We start from the raw sequence: 24,011 nt of genomic DNA on the forward strand, positions 1-24,011 counted from the left end.
CTAACGAGGTATTTATATGCATTACAAAATCAAACCCTTTTACAAAAAAATTGCTTTATTGCTCTCTCTCTTTCAATTATTTGAATGCCCGTTAACAACAATCGCATCCAATACTATTGATTATGAAGAAAATGAGTCTGTTTCTATCACAGATGAAGAACCCGCTCTACCTACCATTTCCTTAGACTCAACATCACTCACTCTAAAAAAGGGAGAAACTTTTGAATTGCATGCGACACTTTCAGATTCTGATAGCGAACTTTCATCTTTTTTTTCATGGGAAAGCGAAGACGATTCTATCGTATCAGTAAATGACAAAGGTATTGTAACCGCAAATAATATTGGAACCGCTATGATTACTGTTTCTTTTAATGATTTAATCGCACAGTGCTCTGTTACAGTTACCAATCCAATATCTCAGATACTTTTTGATGAGCCAACCATTTCTCTCCCCATAAATGAACGGACACAACTTACCCCTCACATTTTTCCAGATGACAATGATGAACTTCCTTCTCTTTCTTGGGAAAGTGATAATGAAAATATTCTTACCGTAGATGATAACGGATTTGTTACTGGAATATCTGCCGGCACCGCTACCGTTACTGTTTCAAGTGAATATTGTACTGCCTCCTGTGATGTAACTATTTACATTCCTATAGAATCCATTTCCATTATTAATGGCGTGTCCGAACTGAAGCTGCAGCAACAACTGAAACTGCAAGCAACAATACTGCCTGAAGATACAACTGAAGATACTTCTATTCTTTGGGAAAGTAGTGATAATAATATAATTTCCATTGATGATTCCGGCCTCATTACAGCAAAAGCTCCCGGTATTGCAACTATCTCGGCAACTACTACAACCAATCTTAAAGATTCCATCTCTATTGTTGTATCAAAAGAAACATTTAAAACTGGATGGATTTTTAAAAACGGAAGCTGGTTTTTCTATGACAACACCGGTTCCATGCAGACTGGATGGTTATATCTTAATAAACATGTTTATTACCTTTATTCCGATGGCCGAATGGCAACTGGATGGCTTAAACTAGATAGTAAATGGTATTATTTTCGCTCTGACGGAGCCATGTATACGGGCTGGCTTATAAACAGCTCTCACAAATACTACTTCAAATCTAATGGCGAAATGCAAATTGGTTGGATCAAAATAGATAATCAATGGTACTACTATGATGAAAACGGAAACATAAAGACTGGATGGCTAAACCTCGAAGGCAATTGGTATTATTTGCAGTCTAATGGCATCATGAAAACCGGCTGGCTTAAGCTTGGAAATTCTTGGTATTTTTTGCAGTCAAATGGAATTATGACAACTAATTGGATCAAATTAGGAAATTTCTGGTACTACATGAAATCTAACGGTTCCATGGCAACCGGATGGTTTATGATTGGAAACAATTGGTACTATTTTCAATCTAACGGCTCTATGAAAACCGGATGGCTTAAACTTGGAAATTCCTGGTATTTTTTACAGTCCAATGGCATTATGGCAACCAATTGGATTAAATTAGGAGATTTCTGGTACTACATGAAATCTAATGGGTCTATGGCAACCGGATGGCTTATGATTGGAAACAATTGGTACTATTTTCAGTCTGACGGTTCTATGAAAACTGGATGGCTTAAACTTGGAAATTCCTGGTATTTCCTTCAACCAAATGGCATTATGGTAACTGGGTGGGTTAAATTAGGAACTGTCTGGTACTATTTTAATGAAAGCGGTGTAATGAAAAAAACCTCAACTTCCGGACCTATTATTTTTAGTGCGAATCCTTCACTAAAAATCAAAAAATGTACAGCCAATGTAATATCCCAAAATGACTGTAGCTTGTCCATCGAAACTACTAGATCTTCTTCTATTGAAAATAAATATAGTACATTCTATCTTTTAATTTTAAACAGCAATGCTACTGAATTAATTGATTCCATTTCAATAGAATTGTCAAATGGAAGTACCTTAAATTTTAGTTGTAAACTATCATCTGATGATAATTTTAAATCTATTTCAATGAACAAATATGCTATTGCTGTTAAATCAAAAGATTCATATGAGATCATTAGTGATTGTCAATTTATAGAAAACCCTGATAGCTTTGCATCAAAAGAAATTACTTTTAAAGATAATTATTGGGGCTATTATGAAAATTATAAAATAACATCTAAAAAAGGAATTCAAGGAGTATCAGATTCATATACAGAAAATCTTCGTGCCCAACATGTGCTATTAAATGTAGATATTGAAGACCTCGTATGGACCTCTTCTTATCCTGGATATGTGCCATACACTTATAAAGGAAAAACCTATTACTTTTCAGATCTTCAGGCTTTAAAAAAGACCATTTACGATCTTCATGGATGGGGAAGTTCTGAAGGAAATGCTTACGGTGAAAAGCATACACGTAATGTAACAATTGTACTTTTACTAAGTTGGAAATATGATGAACTTTCCTATCTCATTCATCCAGATGCCAGAACTAAGGGAACAGCTTCCTATTATTCTCTTAATATGAAAGATGATACTGCACGTAAGACATATGAAGCACTATTCTGTTACTTAGGCGAGGAGCTTGGACAAATGAAGGAACGTGTCAACAACTGGACTCTTGGAAACGAGGTTAATAGTTGTAACATATGGAATTATTCTGGAAATATGACTTTTGAAAATTATGTTACTAATTATGCTTTAGCTTTCCAGTTACTTAATCAAGGTATTAAACGTACTGCAAAAAGTCCGCGGCTTTTCATTTCTCTTGATCATTGTTGGAATACTGCAGATGCTGGTTATACCGGAAAGGAATTTTTAGATTATTTTGCAAAGTATATGGATGAAACAGCACCGTGCATGCAATGGAATGTAAATTATCATCCCTATTCTCAGCCTTTAACCAGAACTGATTTTTGGAAGGATCAATCAAATACAAAAAATACAGTCAACACAAACTATATTTCCATGGAAAACATTCAGGTTTTGACTGACTATCTTTCCCATGTCGAACGGACTTATGGTAAATCTTCTGATTCCATTCGTGTAATCATTGGAGAAATCGGTTTTTCAGGAAAAGGTGGAAATGCCTCTGATGAAAAATACCAGGCTGCTGCACTTGGATATGGCTATTACATTGCTATGTTTAATAAACGCATAGATTCTTATATTATCCGTGCTTACTTAGATGCTCCTACCGAGACAGCATCTGGCCTCTATCTTGGTCTACGGCAAGCCAATTATACACAAACGCAGAAGGAATCCTATTATGTATACCAAAATTTAGATACAAATTCATCTTTGAAAATCATGAATTCCTATTTAAATTTAATAGGAATTTCCAGCTGGGAAAGTGCAATTTCTGGTTTCGACGCAAGTAAGTTACCTGCTAAAGATTTCTAAAATTTAAGGGCATCCTATTATTTTTACAAACAGGGTGCCCTATCTTTTATTCCACTTATTCTTGTTCTATATATTTCTTAGCATCTTTCATAAAACTTACCGCAATCATTATAATTACCAAGCCAATTGGAAATGCTGCCACGATACTAACTGACTGCAAATTACTCATAGAACTTTCCGCAAATAGTAACGCAATAGGAAGTAAAATCAATAAAATACACCACATAAGCTGAATTCCTTTTTTAGGCATTTTTCCATCTTCCAAAATATGGTAACTATAGCAGGAAGCCGTCAATGCAATAGAATCAAATGAAGTGGCATAAAATGCAATCATCGTCAAGAGTACAACTACCATAATTACAGGTGCACCAGGCATTGTTTTAATAATAGTAACGATCATGCCATACAAATCTCCATTCTCCAAATACTGCTCAATAAAATCAGCTTTACCGGTCACCTGCATACCCATCGAGTAGTTGCCTAATACGATAAAACTTATCAATGTAGACCCTACACCAAATACATATCCACCTAGAATTGTCTGACGTACTGTCCTGCCTCGTGAAATGCTTCCAATAAAGAATGGCGCTGCCACACACCACACCATCCAATAGGCCCAATAATAAATCGTCCATGTCTGCGGGAAACTAGATGTTCTCAATGGATCTGTGAATGTAGACAATTCAATAAAATTCTGAACCATTCTTCCAAAAGATGCAAAACCAGTTTCAATAATATATCTTGACTCTCCTCCACACAGCAACACAAAAGCTATCAATCCAAAAAACATGTAAATACAAATATTTGCAAGTTTACTAATTCCCTTAAAACCATGCAATAATGAATACGTATAAACCACACATGTAACCAGAAGAATAATAATATTTATTACCGTACGGCTCATTTCAATATGAAACAGTTCTCCAATGATTGCTGCCATGAGCGGTGTGGCTACACTAAATGTGGTTGCTGTTCCAGCCAATAGTGCAAATACAGCCAGCAAATCAATCAGTCTTCCTGCCCAGCCGTCTGTATACTTACCAAGAATTGGTCTGCAGGCTTCTGAATATTTCTGACGGGTTCTCTTTCTTACATGAAGCATAAACCCAAATGCAACAGCTAAGACAAGATAAAATCCCCATGGAATAAAGCTCCAATGAAACAACGGATAAACACCTGCCCAGTCCTGAATACTTCCCATTTCTGAAATATGCGGATCTGTTGCATATAATACCCATTCTGAAAATGAATAGAATAAAATATCAGCGGCTAATCCACAGGTAAACATCATTGCTCCCCAGGAAAAAAAGGAATATTTCGGCTTTTCATCCGGTTCGCCCAAAACAATCGTTCCATATTTAGACCCGGCAATATACAATGACAAAATAAAAATACCAAGGCCAATTACTAAATAGTATGTACCAAATGTATCCCCAAAGAAAAATCGCACCTGACTTAATACTGCATTTGATTGTTCTGGTGCAAAGAAAAATAAAATACATAATACAATTACAATTGACAGGGGAACTAAAGTTATCATCCAGTCTATTTTTCCATGCTCATTTTTCGTATTCACTTATTTTTCCTCCACATATCTTTTATAACTGACATCTAATGCGATCAATTCATCTAAATTATCTACTTCTATAATATCTTCTTTTTTCATTGGATAAACTCCCAGCTGGTATTCCTCCGGATAGCAAAACATTGCCACATCATCCCAATAAATTTGTCGATTTTTCTTCTGTTCAAATTCTATTTCCAGGTGATGTCTTAATTTTTTTCCATCCTCTGCAGTCCACCTGGAAATGCTGTACAACTGCCAGCCTTTCTTTCCTCCCGTCCGGCTACAGGATACGACAATTCCATTCTCCACTGTCTGAAGCCACTCATCTGTTTCTCCGTCAGTCCACACGCTGTTGTACCCGGAACGTTCAAATTCAGGAGTCAGAATTGCCGGATTATAAATCATTTGGTCGCCATCCAGAATCATTGCATTTTTGATATAGTCTCTTGCCACATAAAGGGAGGAAATATTGTTGCACGTATCATAATACGGATTTTCGATCAGTTTAACACCTGGATATTCTTTTTCAAGTGCCATAAATTGTTCTTTCAGATATCCCACTACTATATAAATTTCATTAATCCCATTCTTATGCAGACCATCAATTACTGTATCTATCATTCGAACACCATTTACCCTAACTAACGGTTTAGGCGTGTTCAATGTTACAGGATACATCCGTTTTCCAAAGCCTGCTGCCATAATGATTGCTCTTTCCACTCTGTACATTTAGTCACTTTCTCCTTCTGTTTGTTCTTTTAATTCATCCTGTACAATTCGATAATAATCTTTCGCATAGCGATATTGTCTCAACGAATATTCTCCAAATTCTACACCAAGATTTCTTTTATATTCACACCAGTTACTCCACAAGAGTCCGCAGGCTGCAATATAGCAATAAATCTTAATTTTTGTAGCTTTATCGCATCCTTCTGTAAAATAATCAGCAATCAGTCGATCTACCTGGTGCTTATTGTACAGAGAGTAAATGCAGAACATTGCCACATCCACATGCGGATCCTGCATTCCCGCATATTCCCAATCAATTAACCGAATTTCTTCTTTTCCATTTTTCTCTATAAACAGGAAATTATCTGGTACTGCATCAATATGCGTCAGAACTTTTTTTCCAACATGGGCATCAATATAAGACTTAAGAGATAAAACATTTTCTTTCGTCTTTTTATAATCTTTGTAAACCGAAGGCATTCCATCCCATAGTGTTTCATAAAATTCCATCTGCCCGAAAATGTCAAATTCATGAGCAACTTTCAATCCCAGTTCATGAAAATCCCGTAAACGCTTCATACACTTTCTGACGTCTTCTTCATTCAAAGGATCACACGTTCTGGCTCCTTCCAGAAATTCCGTGATTTTGTAACCATTTTGAGGATTTATATAGGCAATATCATCACAAATATTCTTATGATCAATCTCATGATACACCTCCGCTTCCTGCTGGCGGTTAATCAGTTGATCGGTTCCCTCTCCCGGTATACGCATAATATATTTTTTGTTTTTGCAGGTAAACAAAAACGAGCGATTCGTCATTCCTTTTTTCAAAACTGTGATGTCTGTAACTTCTTCCGGTTTTACCGCTAATGCTTCGCAAATTACCTGTATCGCATCGGTTTTTAGATGATTAGAATTACCGTCAAGTTCCCGAAGCTGCTCATAAGTGTTAATTTCTACAACATCTGATGAATGAACTACACGAGCCGCAACCATCATTCGATTTTTATTGTAAAGTGCCTCTTCCCAGAACGCACCATCATACTTTTGATCTTTGCAAAGTACTGCAATACGTTTTGACACCGTATCAGCATCCTCTTTTATAAGATAGCAAATGCCAATCATTGCATTACCGCCTGCGTTTTCCGGAACCGTCACCAGTTCCATTTTACGATTCACGCGGACAGTACTCTCATTATCCACAAGATCACTTACCATATACCAAGAATACATTTCATGCCGATGAAATGGATTGCGGTCACACCAAATATCACAGGGAATAACATAGGCATTCTCCAAATGTTCTCTTACCAGATTCATGGAATGCAGATTATTTTTTCCTGCATAATCTGCATTAACGACTAATTCCACTCCATATTCATCTATCAAGTATTCATACTTTTCTTTCATGAAACCTACAACCACATAGATCTCTTTAATTCCAACTTCATGGAGCTGTTTTATGATTCGTTCGATTAAAGGCTCCCCATTGACTTCAAGAAGACCTTTCGTTATTTCTGTATTAATAGGAACCATCCGCATACCAAATCCAGCTGCCAGAATAACCGCTCGCTGCGGCATCTTCTGTCTAAATTCCGTTAGTGCCTTCATGGTAGGCCGAAGTTCCTCATCCAAATATTCGTCTTTCATAAGCTCCTTCAAAGAACGATTTACTACTCCCAGCGAATGACCAGATATTTCTGCTAGAATTCGTTGATTAACAAATGATTCCAATAGAAGTGTGTTCAAAATATCGCTTTCTTGTTTGTTCATGTACTTTTCTCCAATCATTTTCGTGAACTACACATTTACATAAAATCCTGACTCCGCTATTCATAAAATCTGACAAGAGCCAGGATTATCTCATTTTTCTTAGTTTAATGTATGGCTACTTTGTTAGTATATCACACTTTTTCCATATATCAACCACATATTAGCTATATTTTTCAAAAAAATATTATTTCTTAAATACTTTAAAGAAATGGTGCCCTATACGGTCTTTCTCAGGCGGCAGCTGCATATAATCCCCATATTCATGTCTTAAAACCTGATCGTAATATTTAGGAACCCTAAATTCATATTTCTCAAATGGCATCATTATGGTTTCATCAAACCACTTCCTTGGAAAAATATCTTTTTCTCCCCAGGATAACCATATTACACATCCTACATATTCACTATTATCATATTCCTTTATTCTCGCAAGTTTTTCTAACTTCTCTTGAAAATAATTTTTTCCTCGTATTTTAGCATACACATATACAGGAAATTTTATTAATTTTCGAACCAGTGATGTTGTAGTTTCAATTGCAAAATGTTCCCGGGTAGACTGATAACAAAGTGAGGACAACCTATCACCTTTTAAGCCATATTTTATAGCCTCTTTTTTAGTATTTCCAAGACCATCATATGGATAAATATCTATAAACACTCCCATACCGAAAGGCTTTTCATTTGCCATTTCGATCGTATATCGGTCATCGCTAATTCGTGTAATCATATACGGATATTCTGGACATTCTTCCCTATTAAACACCTGTAAATGATGGTATTCCGAAATATGATCTTTCAGATAAAGCAATAATTTATCATAATCTGGGCGTGGCATCATAATATCCACATCATCATCCCACGGAATATATCCATGATGACGCACTGCTCCAATAAGTGTTCCATATATAAGTGCATACCGAAGATGCTGCATCTCACATATTTTCGCTATCGTATGTAATATTTCAAGTGATATTGCCTGGGTTTCTTTTATGGTTAATTCATGCCTTTCCAAATTGTGCTCCTTTCCATTGTCTCCACAACTTTACAATAATTTTATAACACTCAATAAAAACAATTAATCCTAAAACAGTTAACGCAAATGAAAAAACAAAGCTAATCCATCCGCCAATACCTGTATCACCAAACATATACAGCAAATGCAATTTTTCAACTACTCTAAAAACGATCATCTGAGCAAGATACATTTCCATCGAAATACTTGATAAATATTTCATCGGTTTTGATGATAGGAATTTACTATTTGACCCGATTGCATAAGAAAGCCATAATGAAAACATCAATAGGCTTCCAATATATGAAATCATTTTCATTCCGGCAGGTTTCAAATACCATAAACTTGACATAATTATACAAATCAAAAATGATAATACACCAAGTTGTTCATAACTTCGCATAATTTCACTGCGATATAAATATACAAGTCCTCCTACAATGAACAAAGGTAAACAATAGAGAAAGTTATGGCGTGGAGCAAAAGACTCTGCAACAAAATAATCAGAGAAAAAATACTGGTCGCAAACAAATACAATCCACAATGAAATTACCAAACTCGCCCAAGCACGCTTTTTTGATTTCATCAACACTGAGAACGCCGGAAATAACAAGTAAAAAAGGAAGATCACTCCCAGTGTCCAACAAACTCCAATAACAGATACTGCATTATTGGGAAGCAATCCATGAAGCAATAAAACTTCAACAGAAATTTCATATACAGTTGCTAAATTGTGTTCCATCAGCAATGCAATAAATAATAGAACGCTAAAAAAGGCAAGATTTTTTGATATCTTTTTCTATAAAAAACATCTATATCTATAACTCCACTTTGGAATTTATCCAAGTATCCTGCACACATACCAAAGCCACTGATCATCAGAAATAAGTACACTAACGTCGTTAGTGATGGAATAAATTGATCAAAAACAAACGATCCAGACAAATTATACTCAGTATTTGCTTGTATATGCATCATAATAATGCCAAGACATGATAATGCTCTCAATCCATCTATTGAATCATAATGTCTGGTTTCCATACCAGCTTTTCCTGCTTTTATATGTTCACTCATATTCCTCCTCAAATATTCCCAATTTTCTTAATTTTGAACACGAATACTTTTCCTATCACATAGTTTTAATAATACTTAATGTGTGAAATACACCCTCTTTAATACTAAATGTAGGTATCCAACCAAGTTTTTCTATTTTTTGTGTATTAAGAACTTGTTTTGCAATCGGCGACTGATTAGCTATATCCCCAGACGATGGATCTTCAAAAATAACTCTTTGCCCTCCTGCACTTGCAATCTGCTCTGCAAGTTGTGCAATTGTAAGCCTTGATTCCGGATTAGCCAAATTATAGGCTTCACCTGGTACTCCATTAATAAGTACTGTCAGCAATGCCGATGCACAATCACCAACATAATTATAACTACGCATTTGATTGCCTGCACTTTTCAGAACAATATTCTCGCCAGCCAATGCATTATGAAAAAATTGTACATGAGCACGGTTATCTGTCTCTGTCATACATGGTCCATATGTATGACATGGTCTCACTATAACAGTCTCTATCTCATATTGTTTATAATATGATCCACAAAGATTTTCTGTAGTTCGCTTGCTTAATGGATAACATGATCTCGACGCCAAAACATTCACATATCCAACGTAATCTTCCTCAAAAGAATCAAGTGAAACATCACCTTGTCCATATACTTCGCCAGAAGAAACATAAAGGAATCTTTTTCCATGATGCTCTCTCAAATATTCAAGAAGCCTAAATGTACTTTCAATATTCCCAATTATTGTTTCCACTGGATTTCCATTAAACGCCGCTGGATGAGCATTTCCTGCGGCATGAATGATATAATCAATTGAAACGTCAAATTCTATCGGTTTCATCATATCATATTGTAAAAAATTAACATTATCATAATATCCAAATTGCTTTTGCAATCTTTGAAGATTTCGACCTGCAAGATATAAACTTATATTAGCCTTATTCTGTTGATTAAATCGAATCAACATATCTGCCACAAAGGAACCTATTGTTCCAGTTGCCCCTGTTACAAGTACACTTTTATTAAATATTTTTTCAATTCCGATTACATGTTTCAACGCTCTATCAATATCTTGAATATACAGTTTACTCTGATGAAAATCCATGTTTTTTCCTCTATTTTAACCAGTCAGACCTTTTTGCGACAAGAAGTGCTTTAAAAATGTCTATATCTTCAACTGTTGTTAACTTAATATTCTTTTCCGACCCTGCGGAAAAATATACCTGTTCTCCCATCTCAATCATCAATGTGCATGAAGCAACTGAATTTGTTATGCCTGCATTCAATGCCTTTCTATGGATATTACAAATTTTTCCAATATGAAATCCCTGTGGTGTTTGCGTTCTTTTCAGATTATCCCGAGGATAACTGCCTGTAGATACAATGCCATCCTCTGTTTGAATCATTGCTTCTGCACAGGGAATAACTGTAATTGCATTTCCATACATTTGCGTAACACGAATACAATCTGAAATGATTTCAGCTGATACCATCGGACGAATTGCATCATGGATTAATACAATATCATTCGGCGAATGATACTTTTCCAGTTCAAAGACACCATTGCGAATGGAATCTTGACCATTTTTCCCACCCTGCACAACATACTTCAATTTTGTAATATTAAACTGGTTTGCGTATGCCCAAAGAACAGACTCCCAACCTTCAATACACACAACCGCAATTTCATCAATTTCCGGATGATTCTGAAATGCCTCCAAGGTATATACAATAACTGGTCTTTCATTCACTGTAAGAAACTGTTTCGGAATATTCTGATGCATTCGCGCACCAGATCCCCCAGCAATAAGCAACGCAATATTCATAGTTTGCAATCTCCTCTTTTCTTATTTATACTAAATATTTTAAAGTATCATCTGATGAGCAACTTTATTTTTTAACAGAGTAGTACATTTTCCACTATTAGACTTCCAATTCGGATTTGGTATACGCCAATCCTCATTATAGATTGCTGCCAAAAGTTCTTCGCTGTTAACCGGAACAGATACAGATACATTTCCCATTCGTATTTTTTTCGTCTCTACAACTTTTGGCAGTGTTACCAAATATACGCTTCTCTCATTTTCATCGTTATATTCGCAATTGGGGATGTATTCAAATGAATACTGTATCATGTGAGTATCTTCATAAAACTGTCCAAAGAAATCAATGTTCATTTTTCCAACTGCGTATGACTGTTCTTTAACAGATCCTTCGAACACAAATTCTCTTGTCTTTTTAAAGCCAGATTTATTCATTAAACCTTCCAGTTTACTCCATGGAAAATCCTGCGTAATTACAACTGCATAATCAATATCCAGATCCCAACTAATAAATTTTCCTTCACGAGTCAGTCCCAATAATGTTCCAGCATATACATAATATAACGCCCCACTGTTTTTCAGTGTATTCTCAACGAGTTCAATATATTTCTCACCATCTTTAACTAATTCTTCACGACACTTGTTTTCAATATATGCCACTTTTTTAGATCCAATATATTTTTCATATGTTCTTCCAATCACTGGAATTGCCTTTATCTTGTGCCATATTTCTTTTACGTTCATAATAACTTACTCCTGTTCACTCATGAATTACTTTACTTTTTATTGAACTTAATAGTGGAATTAAAATACTCTTATTTTGATATACTCCCCAAACTATTAAAACAATCAAAACCACGCTATTAATAATCATTTTTCTATAAAAATATCCTCCTGCGACTAATAATAGCATTGCTCCGCATTGTAGCAAATACTTCTTTGAAATTCTGATCTGAACAATCTTTTTTACTGCCGAAAATCTAAAAATATAAATAATCAGATAGGATACTAATGTTGAAACCGAAGCAGCATATAATCCTATACTTTGTATAAGTGAAAAATTGATTACAGCATTTACAATTGCTCCGACAACCGTTGTCCAACCGATCACTTTCGTGTTTTTAAGACCTCCGAGCACACCTCCAAAAAGTGAACACATTGAATTTATAAAAATAGCCACAAGTAAAATAAATATATGATTGTACGCTTCCGTATATTGTTCTCCAATAAGCCACTTAAAAGAAACACTCACACAAACTATTATTCCCATATTAATAAAGGAGAACAATTTAAATCCGCTATTAAGCATGGAATTAATATATGTGTCTCGATCCGAATCATTTATTGCCAGTGAAACCGATTCCGTCCATGCAGTATTAAATACTGTGAAAATCGTTGTATAAATTGTTGGTATTTTATTTGCGGCAGCATAAATTCCATTAAATGCCGTTCCCAAAAAACAAATAATGATTAATCTGTCTGAGGTATTCGCAATCCACCATGAAATTGCATTCGGAATAAGCGGCAACGAATACCGAAGCATCTCTTTGATTTTCATTTTATTGACCGTACTAAATTTAATTAATTGCCATATATGCAATCTCAAAAAAAGCCAGCAAAATCCTATTAAATTGGAGAATGCTAATGCAACAAGAATCGCCACAGCACCTATTTTCAGACCCACGATCAATACAATATTGATGATTAAAGATGAAACTGTAACAACAAAACTGGTAATCGAATAATCTGTATTTTTACCCAACCCTCTTGCCAGATTGGAAACAAACAAATATAATGACTGAGTCCAAAGTGACAATGTAACCAATATAACATACGGGATCATATACAGGGAATTTATTACCCCTATTACTATCGTTGAAGTTCCCGCCATAGCAAGCAATACAACACCTGCACTTGTCACATAACTAATTTGATTTTCTTTATTTGTTCTATTTTCAATTATAAATCTAAAAACGGCATTTTCGATTTGAAGGGTAACAAAATACAAAGCTAAACTGATTACTGTTTGAAGAGCATCAATCGTTCCAAAATCATCAGGTGATAACAATGACGTATACACCGGAAGAAGCAAAAAAGTAAAAATCTTTGAGCTTAATTGTCCAATAGCCAAAATTGCAGTATTTTTTGCCAAATTTTTTTCTCTGCTCATTTATCCTCCTTTCACATTTTCAGTTCATATCAAATTACCTTCACTGATTCTGCCTTTTTATCTTTTGTCTTGTTGTCAACATAAAAACAAGAGATATATGTTATAATTGCCGATAACAACATTTGAAAATTTGTATAGCTTTCTGCATTATCCGTTGTATAGAGAATAAATGCATATAAAATAAACAGCAGACAAATAAATGCCTTTTTTACTCCATATCGTTTTTGAATAATTTGAGACATTTTTATCATCCACCAAAATACCCATACAATAAATCCTATATATCCTATTTCGATGTACATCTTAAAGAAATCGTTATGCAAAGCTCTTATCGAAACCATATGATACAAATCCGCACGTGTCGTATAATCAAACTGTCTTCCTACAAATCCCACACCCTTACCCATAAAAGTTGGAGCAAAAGTTGTGAATTTTCTAAAATATGCATAAATGATATCTCTTCCCATCATGTCTATTCCAAGTGATTGTAATAACGTAACAAATTTCCCTGACACAATTAATGAAACATAAGCCAGGCAAATTATCGTTCCAATAATTCCCGTCATTTTTACAAAAAAAGATTTATTACCTTTTTTGCTGCGAGAAAATACCACGAAATACAAATATGTTATTGCTACAGCAAATATTCCAATTCGCTTCCATGCAATAATAAAAACTATAACCGAAACCCAAAATAAAATATTTTTCTTTTTTAAACTGGTATGTTTACCTATAATTAAATTCATTAAAATGCATAATCCAATTATATAAGCCACTTCGTGTAATTCTGTAAACTGTCTAAAATTATCTGCTAATGTGCTAAATGGATTTAATGCATAAATGAACGATATACCATTTTGAATAAATCCATTAAGGTATGCCAATCCGAATACAGTTATTGCTGATGCAAGCGAAATTTCAAGAATATCATCCTTTTCCCCACATGCAATGCACACACCACAAATATAAGCTGCACACTGAAACAACGTATTCGATATTCCTCTTGATATATATGGAAAAGCTGTACTACTAATCAACCATATAACGCAAGAATATAACACCATAATTATTCGTGGCGTGATAAATAGCCCAATAAAAAACTTTCGCTCTTTTTTAACTCTTATATCTCTATTCAGTGACACATAGTATATCGATAATAACAGAAGAATCAACGGGCTTCCATAGTAAAACAGCATCCACCGCAATGAACCCGCTGTTCCTTGAAAAATAGAGCAACTCCCTATAAAAGAGATCGTCATCGCTATATACGCAAAAAAAGATTTCTTTTTAACTTTAATTTCTGACATCCTATTGCCCCTATCTATTTTTTTTCAAAACCATGTTGCCCTTTATAAGAATAGTCACTAATAAATACATCTTTTTTTTCAATGCGGAGAAAAATATTCTTTGCGCTCCAGGCAGCATGCCAGTAGGATATGTTTTTAAAATTCGATTTAACTCTTGATTATGCGCTATTCTGCTCATATTATTTCTTGCAGTTTTCCATCCATTATCCCTGATATGAATTGTCTCCTCAATCAATGCAATTCTTGTTATTTTAAGAAAATATCTATCCACTCTTATTCGGTAAACATCTGAAGTATATGCTCGACCCAATCTTGCTCCCATTTCATGACATAACATCACATTTCTTTCAAATCTATCTGCAACATACCGCGTAGTTAATGAGTTGGGATTAAATCTATAAAAGTACAATACTTCATTCGTATGAACAATTTTTTTGCAATATGGAATAAAATCAATATCAAAAATCATATCTTCTGCTATGAACTCTCGTTCTGAGACAAAACTGACCTTACTCTTTTTAATTACATCATTTTTGAATAATCCAAGTCCCACACTGGCCCCATATGTACAATCTTCTTTTTTCGACGGATCGCATCCCACTCTGTCCAGCAAATATGAGTTTAAAATTTCATCATTCGAATATATCTTTACAGTTTTTTCTGTTTTTAATGTAATATCAACACGGTCATTCCAAAATCTTGCAAATTCACAATAAGCGCAATCTGCATCATTCGTTTCTGCCAAATTCCACAGTGTTTCATACATTTTTTTTGAAACATAATCATCAGAATCGACAAAACCAATATATTTTCCCCGTGCTATTTTCATTCCCTCATTTCTTGCACTACCCAATCCACCATTTAATTTATGTATAACTCTAATATTAGAATGTTCCTTTGCATATTCATCACAAATTTCTGGGGATTTGTCTGTCGCACCATCATCTACCAAAATAATTTCTATATTTGGCAATGTTTGCTTAAGCAGCGAATCTATACATTGCCTCATATAGTTTTCTACGTTATACACTGGAACAATAACTGATATTAATGGATTTTCAATCGTCATCATAATTTCTCCATTATCTTTTGATAGTTGGTATTTGTTTTCATAGTATCAGAATTTTTAAATTTATATGTTAACTTATGAAATGGTGTCATTGCCGTTACCGCATTCCATATTGCATCGTTATATTCGTCAAATAATCTTAGTAGTAAAATATGAGGCACTGAATTGCTAAAGGGCACAACCCTATTCCATTCCTCTGGATATCGATCTATGAGTATTTGGAAAAAATCATGGAAAATAAAATAATCTATTACCTCATCATTATTTTTCCAATAATCATACAAAAGTTCCCTCATCATAAAAATAAATTTTTGATTGGGTCTTGCCGTCATAAACCAATTAGAAATGATACTTGACTGTCCATCTCTTCCCGGCTTTAAGCATTGAAAAAGGAACAGATCACTATTAAGCATATAGTCTGGAATATTTTTTGAACTGCAAAATACTGTTGCATCAATCCACGTTCCTCCATATTGCTGCAAAAGTTCAAGACGCAATAAATCACTCATATGCGCCCCTTTGATAATTCCACTATCAATCTTAGCCTGTATTTCCTGCGGAAAGCAAATATATTCTCGGTAATTATTTTCTGTCAGAAGGATCACTTCTCTGTCAGTTATATTATCTTTTATAGATGCATAACACCTTTTTACCACTTCTGGTGCATTTTCCATCCCCTGAAACCAACAAATCCATACCTTTCTATCTGTTGCTATGCTTCCTTCTTTATATTTCTTCTCAATTTTCTCAATTTTATCTAAATATTTTTTTTCAAGTTTCTGTTTTATTTTCAGAGAAGCTGCATTCCGTAATATTTCTAATGAAGTTTTACTCTTTCCCAAGAGCAAGAACTCACCTATCGCAGTAAACAATGCTCCACCACAATAATACTGTTTCAGAAGCTTCATTCCACCTTGTTTTTCAAATGTCTCTTTCAAATTCATTTCTTATTTCTCACTTAATATTTTGTAAAAACATCTTCATACTGTCCGCAGATTTTATTCCATGTATACTCTTCCGCAACACGCTTCTTTGCTCTTCGCCCCATCTCTGCAATTTCATCTTCACTCATTTGATCCGCCTTATCAATGAGCTTTGCAAGACTACCTGGTCTGCGGCTCCAATAAAGTGCACAATTCTCTGCTACTTCTTTGTTAAAACCAACATCAACCAGTAAGTTCAAATCGGTACTTCCAAGAGCTTCAATCAACGAGGGGTTTGTACCTCCAACTGTATGTCCATGAAAATATGCATAAGAATTTTCTCGGATCTTTTTCAACAGTTCCTGATCGTATACAGTGCCAACGAATTTGATTCTCTTATCACTCTTGAAATGTAGTTTTTCTTCTAACTCATTCAAGAATTTGTCATTTACATTTGTAATAAGTGCAAAATCTTTTGAACTTTTACTTTTCATAAATTCACGAATCATTATTTCAAATGAATTTTCCGGCACAAATCGTCCAACCACGAGATAGTAATTTTTTTTCTTTAAACCCTTTTCATGATACCAATTTACTAATTTTTCATCATTATCTGCTAATTTACTAGGTGTCAAATCAGCGCCATAAGCAATAAAAGTCGTCTGTGGGTTTGTTCTATGCAATCCTTTGCCATCATATTGTTCATGAATATATTTTTCAATATTAACAGAATCACAGATAGCAAGATCACAGTATTTAATCATCATCTGTTCCGATATTTTCCAATATTTTCGAATTGGTTTACTCCATTTTGCTCGTAACCATTCATGCCCATCCGGATTAAGATAAACCCTTCCACCAAGCTTATGAATCTTTTTATAAAAATAACCAGCAAATGGTCCGATTCTGCATGCCATAATATAAATAATCGGATGCTTGATATGATTTTTTTTAATATACTTACAGCATTCATTCAATGCCGCAACATCATAATATATTGCCTGTGCCGGTCCAATCTGAGGAATATTTATTTTAAAACAATGAGCATTATGAAATTCAAACTCATGATCATTTATTGGAGTGGCACCTTCTATCTTGTGTTCATCCATACATCCATCACCATTTGCTTTACAAGCCACATGATATTTAAGTTTTTTATTGTTCTGATGATATTCTGTAAGTTTATATACAAAAGTCTCATAACCACCATAAGCTCCCAGGCTCTTAGCTCCTACTAAAAATACATGTTGTACGTCCATCTTTTCTCCTATAAAAAAAGCACTGAGAATTACCATCAGTGCCTCATGTTCTTTATTCTTTTGTCGTTCAAATTATAAACGGCAATCTGATATCCACAATTCTCCAATCTCGAATATCGCATTCTCAATAATGGAATAATTCTAGCATTTCTTCTTCTAGTTGTCAATTTCTAATATAGAGATCTTCAGCTTTAATTTATTCTACGACTACCACGCCAGCCACTCTGATCTTCTGGAGTCTACAACTTTCCATCTCACGTTCGATTTCTCCACGCCTGGTCTTACCGATGCAGACAACCAGAATTTCTTTTCCGGCTGCTTTTGCTTTTTCCAGAGATGCTGCACTTCTGCTGCAGAACTCTCCTTTTTCAAGGCCGCCGCACTCAGATGTCAGCTGATCCATCACATTCTTCACTTCCAGAACCTCGGCATTTCCACACAGAACTGCTTTGCCACCTTCCATAGCATTAACTGCCTGTACGACATAATCCAGTGTATCCGGCTGTTCTTTAATACCTTCATAGATCTTGTCAATGAATTTGTCAAGTCCTTTGCTGGTTCTTTCTCCGGCTGCCACACGACCAATCACCTGCAGACGATAAGTGCTCTGCAGCTCGGATACCGTCTTCACCTTCTTATCCAAGATATATTTTACTACGTAGTAAGCTCCCCAGAACATGACCAGAAGAATCACACCGATGACAAGCCATTTTACCTTGCTGACCGGTGCTGCTTCTACTTCTTCCAGGAGCAGGTCTTTGCCTTCCTCGGTATCTGCTTTTTCTGCATATTCTTTAGCCAGATATTTCTTATTATAATAGGTTTTCTCCTCATCGGAGAAATCTTTTTCTGCATTTTTTACTGCGGTGGAATAAGTATTCAATTGATCTACATTGGTTTTTTGTTTGGTCAAATAGGTATTATCTGTCACCAACCCAACATGATCACCAACTTCTACCACGCTATAGCTACCATATTGCTCGATTGCTTCTGCATTCAGCTGATCTACTTTTTCACGAATCACCTGCAACATTTGCTCGCAGGAATCCTGACTGGTAGATATCACTTTGTAAGTAACAAAAGAATTTTTCACAACTGCATTCACACTGTCCATACCATCTCCGCTGTTGATATTGATGGAAGTTCCGCTCTCATCTGCAATGACGCTGTCGATGAGCTCCTTGATATACTGGGTATCACAATCCAGACCAGAAGCATCTTTCAGTTCTTCCAGAATATCCTCATCACTGATCACATTCTGATAAAGCACGCCGATGAGTCCCGTATTATTTCCTGCAGAAATATAATATTTCAGTTCTCCGGTGTATACGGCATTGGGATCCAGCTGCATGATGATGGATTTGCTGTTGTACTCCTGCTGTTTGTTATACAGCTGGCGATACTGATAGGCAATCTCCATGGCAGCACGGCTGTCTTTGCTGATTTTGTAATCGGATTCATCAAATTCTTCATCCTCATCTGCCTGTACCAGCTCTGATGCTTTCTGCGCCTGCTCTGCCTGTTGCTGACGATTCTTTACCACATAAAGTCCGGCGCCAACTATAACTCCAATAAGCACTGCCAGAAGCAGTCCTCTCCATTTTTTTAGGAGATAAAACATCATATCAATGAGATCGATTTCCATCTCGTCTTCATAATTATTGTATCTGTTTTCGTCCATGTAATTCTCCTTTTTATCTGGCTCCGCTTCCGCGGAGCACTACCAGTATGGTTTTAAAGATAATCTTAAAATCCAATAATATGGACCAGTTATCGATATATTCCAGATCCAGTTTCACCACTTCGTCAAAATTCTTGATATTGCTTCGTCCACTAATTTGCCATAATCCTGTGATGCCCGGACGGAAACTGATTCTTCGTTTCTGGTAATAGCTATACTGCTGATATTCATCCACTGTCGGCGGTCTGGTTCCCACCAGACTCATATCACCTTTCAATACGTTCCAGAACTGTGGCAGTTCATCAAGACTTGTCTTACGGATAAATGCTCCTACTTTCGTAATACGTGGATCATTTTCCATTTTAAACATCAGGCCTTGCATCTCATTTTTCTCCATCAGTTCCTTCTTCCTCACTTCAGCATCCTGATACATGGATCGAAATTTGTAGAAGTCAAAGATACGGCCATTCTCACCTACTCGTTTCTGCTTAAAGATCAACGGTCCCGGCGATTCCAGAAGAAGAATCGGTGCCAGCACAATGCCAACCACCAGCGTAATGGAAAGACCTACCAATGCGCCTGCGATATCGATCAGACGCTTTACCATCACCATACGGTAGTCAAAGAGGCGGCTAGAGAATGCGATGACATTGTATTTTTCCACAGAATAGATTCTCTTCTCACCAGTTACTCCCAGATTGAAAAGATCTAGGTTCAGATTTACAACCACGCCCATCTTTTCAAATTCAAGGATCATATTTTTCAGAAAATGTTCTTTACTCTGAATCGCATCCAGTTGAATAAACACCTCATCTACTACATGAAGCGTCGCATATTCCAAATAAGCATCTTCCGTGTCGGAAATAACCTTTACACCATTTAGTTCCTGTAGATTTTCTTCATTATTTAAGAGCACAACACCCATAATATTCCATGTGGTCTCTTTGGATTTTTCAAAGCGGTCCTGAATCTCCGTAAAATATTCTTTTGTAGTTACCACCAGCAAGTTGGTTACTCTTCGCTTGCTCCAGTGGAGTACTCTGTCTTTATTACGAATAAAGATATGGATCAGCCAGATTAAAATCGTATTGATGACAAAAAAATATCCCATCACCAGTCGGGATACAAAAACGACATTCTTCATACTGAATCCAATCAGCATAGCACCGGCTACCAGAACTATGTTATATTTAATGGTCAGAATCAGCTCACTGTAACGACCTCTCTGGAAAAAACCATCATAAACTTTTAGGAAATAGTAAGATGCAATATGTACTACCAGTATCATACTACATAGTTCCTGCATATTTTCTGCTCCCATCATCTGGGACATATTATGATACCGGAGGATTCCGGCAACAAATAAACTGAACAATACCGCCAGTGCGTCAATAACACACACTGCCAGTTCCATCAGCTGTTTTCTCTTACGATACATAGGTTAACCTCTGTTTACTGTCTTTTTTTATGCATACATGACAGTATTATACCATAAAAATGATGAGGTGCAAGAGATGATGAAATTTTTAAGAAATTTGAGTGTAAATTTAAATCTTAACTTCCTGTAAAATTAACTCTCGTTAGTCACAAATAGCACATTATTCTTCGTCAAACTCATCTTCATCCCAGTCTGGATACTGTTGAATGCAACCTTTTGACTTAATGATACGAAGTTTAAAATCCCCTTGTACTTCACTGATTTTTGACACCGTGATTGTGAACATCCAGTCATCCCCGAAATCATAATGAAGTGCAAATTTCCGTCCTTTACAAAGACCGACCTCATCCAGTGTGATATCTGCAGATGGTTCGTCTCCCTTCGAATCTGACTGATATGCATATTCGCTATACATACGGTTGTCCATACAGAATTCATACAGATGCTCATCTATAAAATCAAATGATTCCAGGATAATCTGGCACAATTGATTTAATGTACTGTTACCGCAGATTCGATATTTCGGTAAACATCACGTCCTCTGCCTGTAGGATATATTTTCATCGTATACTGGTTACTCATCATGCACCTCATTTCCGGATAAAAATCTCATTACTTTCTCAAAAGAACGTTCGCTTCTGGCAAATGCTTCCATTAATTCCTTACTGCGAAGTTCATCCCGTTTCTGCATCAGCTTCTCAAGCTTATCTAATTCGTTCTCATACCTGTCTTTTGCTTTCGAAACTACTTCCTTTTGTGATTCAATTTTTTCTTCTATCGGAATACTTCTTCTTGCCATCGTTCTTATCCTCCCTATATAGTCAAGTCTTTTTTCCTTGAAAATCAAGGATTTTTTAGTGTTTCATCAATAAATATCTCAGAAAAAGGAGCCATAGGAATGGACATTTCTCTGTATCTGGTACGAAAATAGTGGATTTTGGGTGCACGAAGTAAAACGTCTTCTTATTTCGTTTTACATGGCCTTGTGTGTACCCATCCATCTACGGCAGCGAACCTCCCATGTCTACCAGGATCATCAGCCTATGCCGAGTCCTAACTTCTCTCGTCCTGCCTTCTTTCTCTATCTGCATCAGGTCTTCATTCATTGCAGCAGCCTGGGTTCTGATGTTTGCTGACGTCATGTTAAATGCCTTCAGGATTTCTTTCTGCGTGGCCGTAACCGCATAATCCATGCGGTATCCCAGGTCGCTCTGGCGGATCAGTTCTACCTTTTCCAGTTCCCTAATTGCTGTCAGAACCGTCATATAGTTTTTCTTCCCACTCTTTTGCATTTGTTCCTTTAAGCAGGTATAAAATTTGCTGCGGATAATCAACTCCACAAACACTATAAATTATTAAAGAGAAATTCAAGATCTTCCTATGCAAAGAAAAAAGGTCATCCTATTGGTAGATACCAGGAAAATGCGATGTATGAATCCGGACTGTTCTCATAAAACTTTTTCCGAGAAACATCCATTTGTGACTGCTAAATCGAAAAAAACGAATAGGTTAATCCAAAATATTTTATATACATCCTCCCAGCTAAGCTCGTTGAATGCTTCTAAACTTTTAAAAAGTGAAAATATTTCAGTTTGTAAAAGCAGCATCTGTGATCTGCTTAAAAAAATGCCATCCATTGTGGATAAATCTTCTGTAAAAATGGTATGTGTGGATGACTTTGCACTCCGTAAAAGATTTTCTTACGGAACAGTTATGATAAATTTGGAAAATCATCGGATTGTTGATATAGAGATACAAATGATGTCTGCAACTGGCTGAAAATCTTTCACAATCTCGAAGTTATTTCAAGGGATGGAGCCATCACGTACGCATCCGCCGCTACAAATTCTCATCCTGATATCATACAGATCAGTGACCGGTTTCACTTGATAAAAGGACTCTCGGAAGTTATCTGTAAATATATAATTCGGGAATTTCCTGCAAGGGTTGAAATACCATTAACAAAAAGCATTACGGATGAAATGAAAGTATGATATAATACAGCAAATCAGTCATTGCGTATAAAATTCGCCCATGAAAAACGCCGGGAAGGATTGACTATATCAGATATAGCGTTATTGTTACATTCATCACCTAAAACAATCCAGAAATATCTTTCCATTTCAGAAAACCAAATTCCTGAAACCAAGGAAATTGCCCGGGAACGGCAACATCAGCTGTCAATAAAACAAAAAGAACAGAAAATAGAAGAAGCAAGAAAAATGACCTTAGCAGGATATCCCATTGAGCAGATTGCCACGCTAATGCATCATCCTTATAAAACCATACAAAATTATTTAAATCCTGATTTTTCAATTACAAATGGACACTATAATGTTCGAATTCCAGGGAAATTGGCTCCATATGAAAAAGAAGTAATAGAACTCAGGAGCAAGGGATTCACCTATCCCAAAATACATGAAATTATTTGTAAAAAGGGATATACTGGCAGCGTAGCTTCGTTACGAATGTTTAAGCAAAAAGAAAGAACACGAATGCATGAACAGAACGAAACGGAAAAGCCGCATTCTGAATATGTGCAAAGGAAATCCTTATGCCAGTTAGTTTACAAAAAACTCGAGGATATCGGTACAATCACTGTCAAATAGTATCAGGAAGTATTAAAAAAAGAGGGGCCCTTCATTGCGGGCATGATAGTGGATGGCATCCATAAATACGACAGCATACACTTCTTCCAACGGGCGTTCCTGCCATTCTTTTACAATAGGCAGGATTTTGTCTGTGATCCGGCTGATTGTACTGTCGGAAATATCAATATC

At 35.8% G+C, this 24,011-nt stretch carries 21 protein-coding genes and 2 pseudogenes; 4 read left to right on the plus strand and 19 right to left on the minus strand.

Translation table 11 applies throughout. The features are described 5' to 3' along the window. Positions 1 to 16: 16 nt before the first annotated feature. Positions 17 to 3,409, plus strand: coding sequence for a DUF5722 domain-containing protein (locus LKD36_RS04200; RefSeq protein WP_308458820.1), 3,393 nt, complete (start codon positions 17 to 19; stop codon positions 3,407 to 3,409). Positions 3,410 to 3,464: 55 nt separating this feature from the next. On the opposite strand, the gene LKD36_RS04205 is transcribed toward LKD36_RS04200, so the two are convergent. The 18 genes and pseudogenes from LKD36_RS04205 to LKD36_RS04295 all read right to left on the minus strand — a co-directional run bounded on the left by LKD36_RS04205 (position 3,465) and on the right by LKD36_RS04295 (position 22,496). Next, positions 3,465 to 4,949 (minus strand): BCCT family transporter, encoded by a 1,485-nt coding sequence (locus LKD36_RS04205; RefSeq protein ID WP_308458844.1) that lies wholly within the window; start codon positions 4,947 to 4,949, stop codon positions 3,465 to 3,467. Positions 4,950 to 4,985: 36 nt separating this feature from the next. Further along, a complete protein-coding gene (locus tag LKD36_RS04210) occupies positions 4,986 to 5,705 on the minus strand; it encodes a phosphocholine cytidylyltransferase family protein (RefSeq protein WP_308458821.1) in 720 nt (239 codons plus the stop codon). Next, positions 5,706 to 7,481, minus strand: coding sequence for an NTP transferase domain-containing protein (locus LKD36_RS04215; protein ID WP_308458822.1), 1,776 nt, complete (start codon positions 7,479 to 7,481; stop codon positions 5,706 to 5,708). It abuts the gene before it with no gap. A 184-nt stretch (positions 7,482 to 7,665) separates the two neighbouring features. Then, positions 7,666 to 8,493 (minus strand): LicD family protein, encoded by an 828-nt coding sequence (locus tag LKD36_RS04220; RefSeq protein WP_308458823.1) that lies wholly within the window; start codon positions 8,491 to 8,493, stop codon positions 7,666 to 7,668. Next, positions 8,480 to 9,567: pseudogene (locus tag LKD36_RS04225) on the minus strand (acyltransferase family protein). Before LKD36_RS04225 ends, LKD36_RS04220 begins: the two are co-directional and overlap by 14 nt. Positions 9,568 to 9,622: 55 nt before the next feature. Beyond that, on the minus strand, positions 9,623 to 10,666 hold the full coding sequence (locus LKD36_RS04235; RefSeq protein ID WP_308458826.1) for an NAD-dependent epimerase/dehydratase family protein: 1,044 nt from the start codon (positions 10,664 to 10,666) through the stop codon (positions 9,623 to 9,625). A 10-nt stretch (positions 10,667 to 10,676) separates the two neighbouring features. Then, positions 10,677 to 11,387 (minus strand): IspD/TarI family cytidylyltransferase, encoded by a 711-nt coding sequence (locus LKD36_RS04240; RefSeq protein ID WP_308458827.1) that lies wholly within the window; start codon positions 11,385 to 11,387, stop codon positions 10,677 to 10,679. 39 nt (positions 11,388 to 11,426) lie between these two features. Further along, the gene (locus LKD36_RS04245; RefSeq protein WP_308458828.1) at positions 11,427 to 12,128 is read right to left on the minus strand and encodes a LicD family protein; all 702 of its coding nucleotides are present in this window, start codon (positions 12,126 to 12,128) and stop codon (positions 11,427 to 11,429) included. A gap of 16 nt (positions 12,129 to 12,144) precedes the next feature. Next, the gene (locus tag LKD36_RS04250) at positions 12,145 to 13,554 is read right to left on the minus strand and encodes an oligosaccharide flippase family protein (RefSeq protein ID WP_308458829.1); all 1,410 of its coding nucleotides are present in this window, start codon (positions 13,552 to 13,554) and stop codon (positions 12,145 to 12,147) included. A gap of 29 nt (positions 13,555 to 13,583) precedes the next feature. Continuing rightward, complete coding sequence (locus LKD36_RS04255) at positions 13,584 to 14,861, minus strand: hypothetical protein (protein WP_308458830.1); 1,278 nt, start codon at positions 14,859 to 14,861, stop codon at positions 13,584 to 13,586. A 10-nt stretch (positions 14,862 to 14,871) separates the two neighbouring features. After that, a complete protein-coding gene (locus tag LKD36_RS04260) occupies positions 14,872 to 15,933 on the minus strand; it encodes a glycosyltransferase (RefSeq protein ID WP_308458831.1) in 1,062 nt (353 codons plus the stop codon). After that, on the minus strand, positions 15,930 to 16,874 hold the full coding sequence (locus LKD36_RS04265; protein ID WP_308458832.1) for a capsular polysaccharide synthesis protein: 945 nt from the start codon (positions 16,872 to 16,874) through the stop codon (positions 15,930 to 15,932). Before LKD36_RS04265 ends, LKD36_RS04260 begins: the two co-directional genes overlap by 4 nt. A 14-nt stretch (positions 16,875 to 16,888) precedes the next feature. Next, positions 16,889 to 18,148, minus strand: a complete 1,260-nt coding sequence (gene cps2T, locus LKD36_RS04270) for a beta 1-4 rhamnosyltransferase Cps2T (protein ID WP_308458833.1) — start codon at positions 18,146 to 18,148, stop codon at positions 16,889 to 16,891. A gap of 160 nt (positions 18,149 to 18,308) precedes the next feature. Beyond that, complete coding sequence (locus LKD36_RS04275) at positions 18,309 to 19,793, minus strand: hypothetical protein (RefSeq protein ID WP_308458834.1); 1,485 nt, start codon at positions 19,791 to 19,793, stop codon at positions 18,309 to 18,311. Between the two features lie 13 nt (positions 19,794 to 19,806). Beyond that, positions 19,807 to 21,231 (minus strand): sugar transferase, encoded by a 1,425-nt coding sequence (locus LKD36_RS04280; RefSeq protein WP_308458835.1) that lies wholly within the window; start codon positions 21,229 to 21,231, stop codon positions 19,807 to 19,809. Positions 21,232 to 21,391: 160 nt separating this feature from the next. Beyond that, positions 21,392 to 21,718 carry an IS1096 element passenger TnpR family protein gene (locus LKD36_RS04285; protein WP_308458836.1) on the minus strand — a complete coding sequence of 109 codons (327 nt, stop codon included), beginning with the start codon at positions 21,716 to 21,718 and terminating at the stop codon, positions 21,392 to 21,394. An 87-nt stretch (positions 21,719 to 21,805) separates the two neighbouring features. Further along, positions 21,806 to 22,030 carry an ErpK protein gene (locus LKD36_RS04290; protein WP_308458837.1) on the minus strand — a complete coding sequence of 75 codons (225 nt, stop codon included), beginning with the start codon at positions 22,028 to 22,030 and terminating at the stop codon, positions 21,806 to 21,808. A gap of 202 nt (positions 22,031 to 22,232) precedes the next feature. Then, entirely contained in the window at positions 22,233 to 22,496 is a 264-nt protein-coding gene (locus LKD36_RS04295; RefSeq protein WP_308458838.1) for a hypothetical protein, read from the minus strand. Positions 22,497 to 22,662: 166 nt separating this feature from the next. Here LKD36_RS04295 and LKD36_RS04300 point away from each other — a divergent pair, with 166 nt between their 5' ends. Genes LKD36_RS04300 through LKD36_RS04305 form a run of 3 tightly spaced genes read left to right on the plus strand, consistent with a single transcriptional unit; the run spans position 22,663 to position 23,840 of the window. Continuing rightward, positions 22,663 to 23,010, plus strand: coding sequence for a hypothetical protein (locus tag LKD36_RS04300; protein WP_308458839.1), 348 nt, complete (start codon positions 22,663 to 22,665; stop codon positions 23,008 to 23,010). A gap of 23 nt (positions 23,011 to 23,033) precedes the next feature. Beyond that, positions 23,034 to 23,225 (plus strand): hypothetical protein, encoded by a 192-nt coding sequence (locus LKD36_RS17660; RefSeq protein ID WP_408610912.1) that lies wholly within the window; start codon positions 23,034 to 23,036, stop codon positions 23,223 to 23,225. Positions 23,226 to 23,246: 21 nt separating this feature from the next. Continuing rightward, a complete protein-coding gene (locus LKD36_RS04305; protein WP_308458840.1) occupies positions 23,247 to 23,840 on the plus strand; it encodes a hypothetical protein in 594 nt (197 codons plus the stop codon). A 27-nt stretch (positions 23,841 to 23,867) separates the two neighbouring features. Here LKD36_RS04305 and LKD36_RS04310 read toward each other — a convergent pair. Continuing rightward, positions 23,868 to 24,011: pseudogene (locus LKD36_RS04310) on the minus strand (transposase); the annotation flags it as partial.

It is taken from the genome of Hominiventricola filiformis (genome assembly GCF_020686965.1).
Taxonomy (GTDB): domain Bacteria; phylum Bacillota; class Clostridia; order Lachnospirales; family Lachnospiraceae; genus Hominiventricola; species Hominiventricola filiformis.

Excerpts from the sequence above, each read along its gene's own strand:
- LKD36_RS04295 (WP_308458838.1), bottom strand. The coding sequence starts at position 22,496 with ATGACGGTTCTGACAGCAATTAGGGAACTGGAAAAGGTAGAACTGATC.
- LKD36_RS04265 (WP_308458832.1), bottom strand. The coding sequence starts at position 16,874 with ATGAATTTGAAAGAGACATTTGAAAAACAAGGTGGAATGAAGCTTCTG.
- LKD36_RS04245 (WP_308458828.1), bottom strand. The coding sequence starts at position 12,128 with ATGAACGTAAAAGAAATATGGCACAAGATAAAGGCAATTCCAGTGATT.
- LKD36_RS04250 (WP_308458829.1), bottom strand. The coding sequence starts at position 13,554 with ATGAGCAGAGAAAAAAATTTGGCAAAAAATACTGCAATTTTGGCTATT.
- LKD36_RS04260 (WP_308458831.1), bottom strand. The coding sequence starts at position 15,933 with ATGATGACGATTGAAAATCCATTAATATCAGTTATTGTTCCAGTGTAT.
- LKD36_RS04255 (WP_308458830.1), bottom strand. The coding sequence starts at position 14,861 with ATGTCAGAAATTAAAGTTAAAAAGAAATCTTTTTTTGCGTATATAGCG.
- LKD36_RS04280 (WP_308458835.1), bottom strand. The coding sequence starts at position 21,231 with ATGTATCGTAAGAGAAAACAGCTGATGGAACTGGCAGTGTGTGTTATT.
- LKD36_RS04210 (WP_308458821.1), bottom strand. The coding sequence starts at position 5,705 with ATGTACAGAGTGGAAAGAGCAATCATTATGGCAGCAGGCTTTGGAAAA.
- LKD36_RS04290 (WP_308458837.1), bottom strand. The coding sequence starts at position 22,030 with ATGGCAAGAAGAAGTATTCCGATAGAAGAAAAAATTGAATCACAAAAG.
- LKD36_RS04235 (WP_308458826.1), bottom strand. The coding sequence starts at position 10,666 with ATGGATTTTCATCAGAGTAAACTGTATATTCAAGATATTGATAGAGCG.
- LKD36_RS04200 (WP_308458820.1), top strand. The coding sequence starts at position 17 with ATGCATTACAAAATCAAACCCTTTTACAAAAAAATTGCTTTATTGCTC.
- cps2T (WP_308458833.1), bottom strand. The coding sequence starts at position 18,148 with ATGGTAATTCTCAGTGCTTTTTTTATAGGAGAAAAGATGGACGTACAA.
- LKD36_RS04300 (WP_308458839.1), top strand. The coding sequence starts at position 22,663 with ATGAATCCGGACTGTTCTCATAAAACTTTTTCCGAGAAACATCCATTT.
- LKD36_RS04240 (WP_308458827.1), bottom strand. The coding sequence starts at position 11,387 with ATGAATATTGCGTTGCTTATTGCTGGGGGATCTGGTGCGCGAATGCAT.
- LKD36_RS04275 (WP_308458834.1), bottom strand. The coding sequence starts at position 19,793 with ATGGACGAAAACAGATACAATAATTATGAAGACGAGATGGAAATCGAT.
- LKD36_RS04215 (WP_308458822.1), bottom strand. The coding sequence starts at position 7,481 with ATGAACAAACAAGAAAGCGATATTTTGAACACACTTCTATTGGAATCA.
- LKD36_RS04205 (WP_308458844.1), bottom strand. The coding sequence starts at position 4,949 with ATGATAACTTTAGTTCCCCTGTCAATTGTAATTGTATTATGTATTTTA.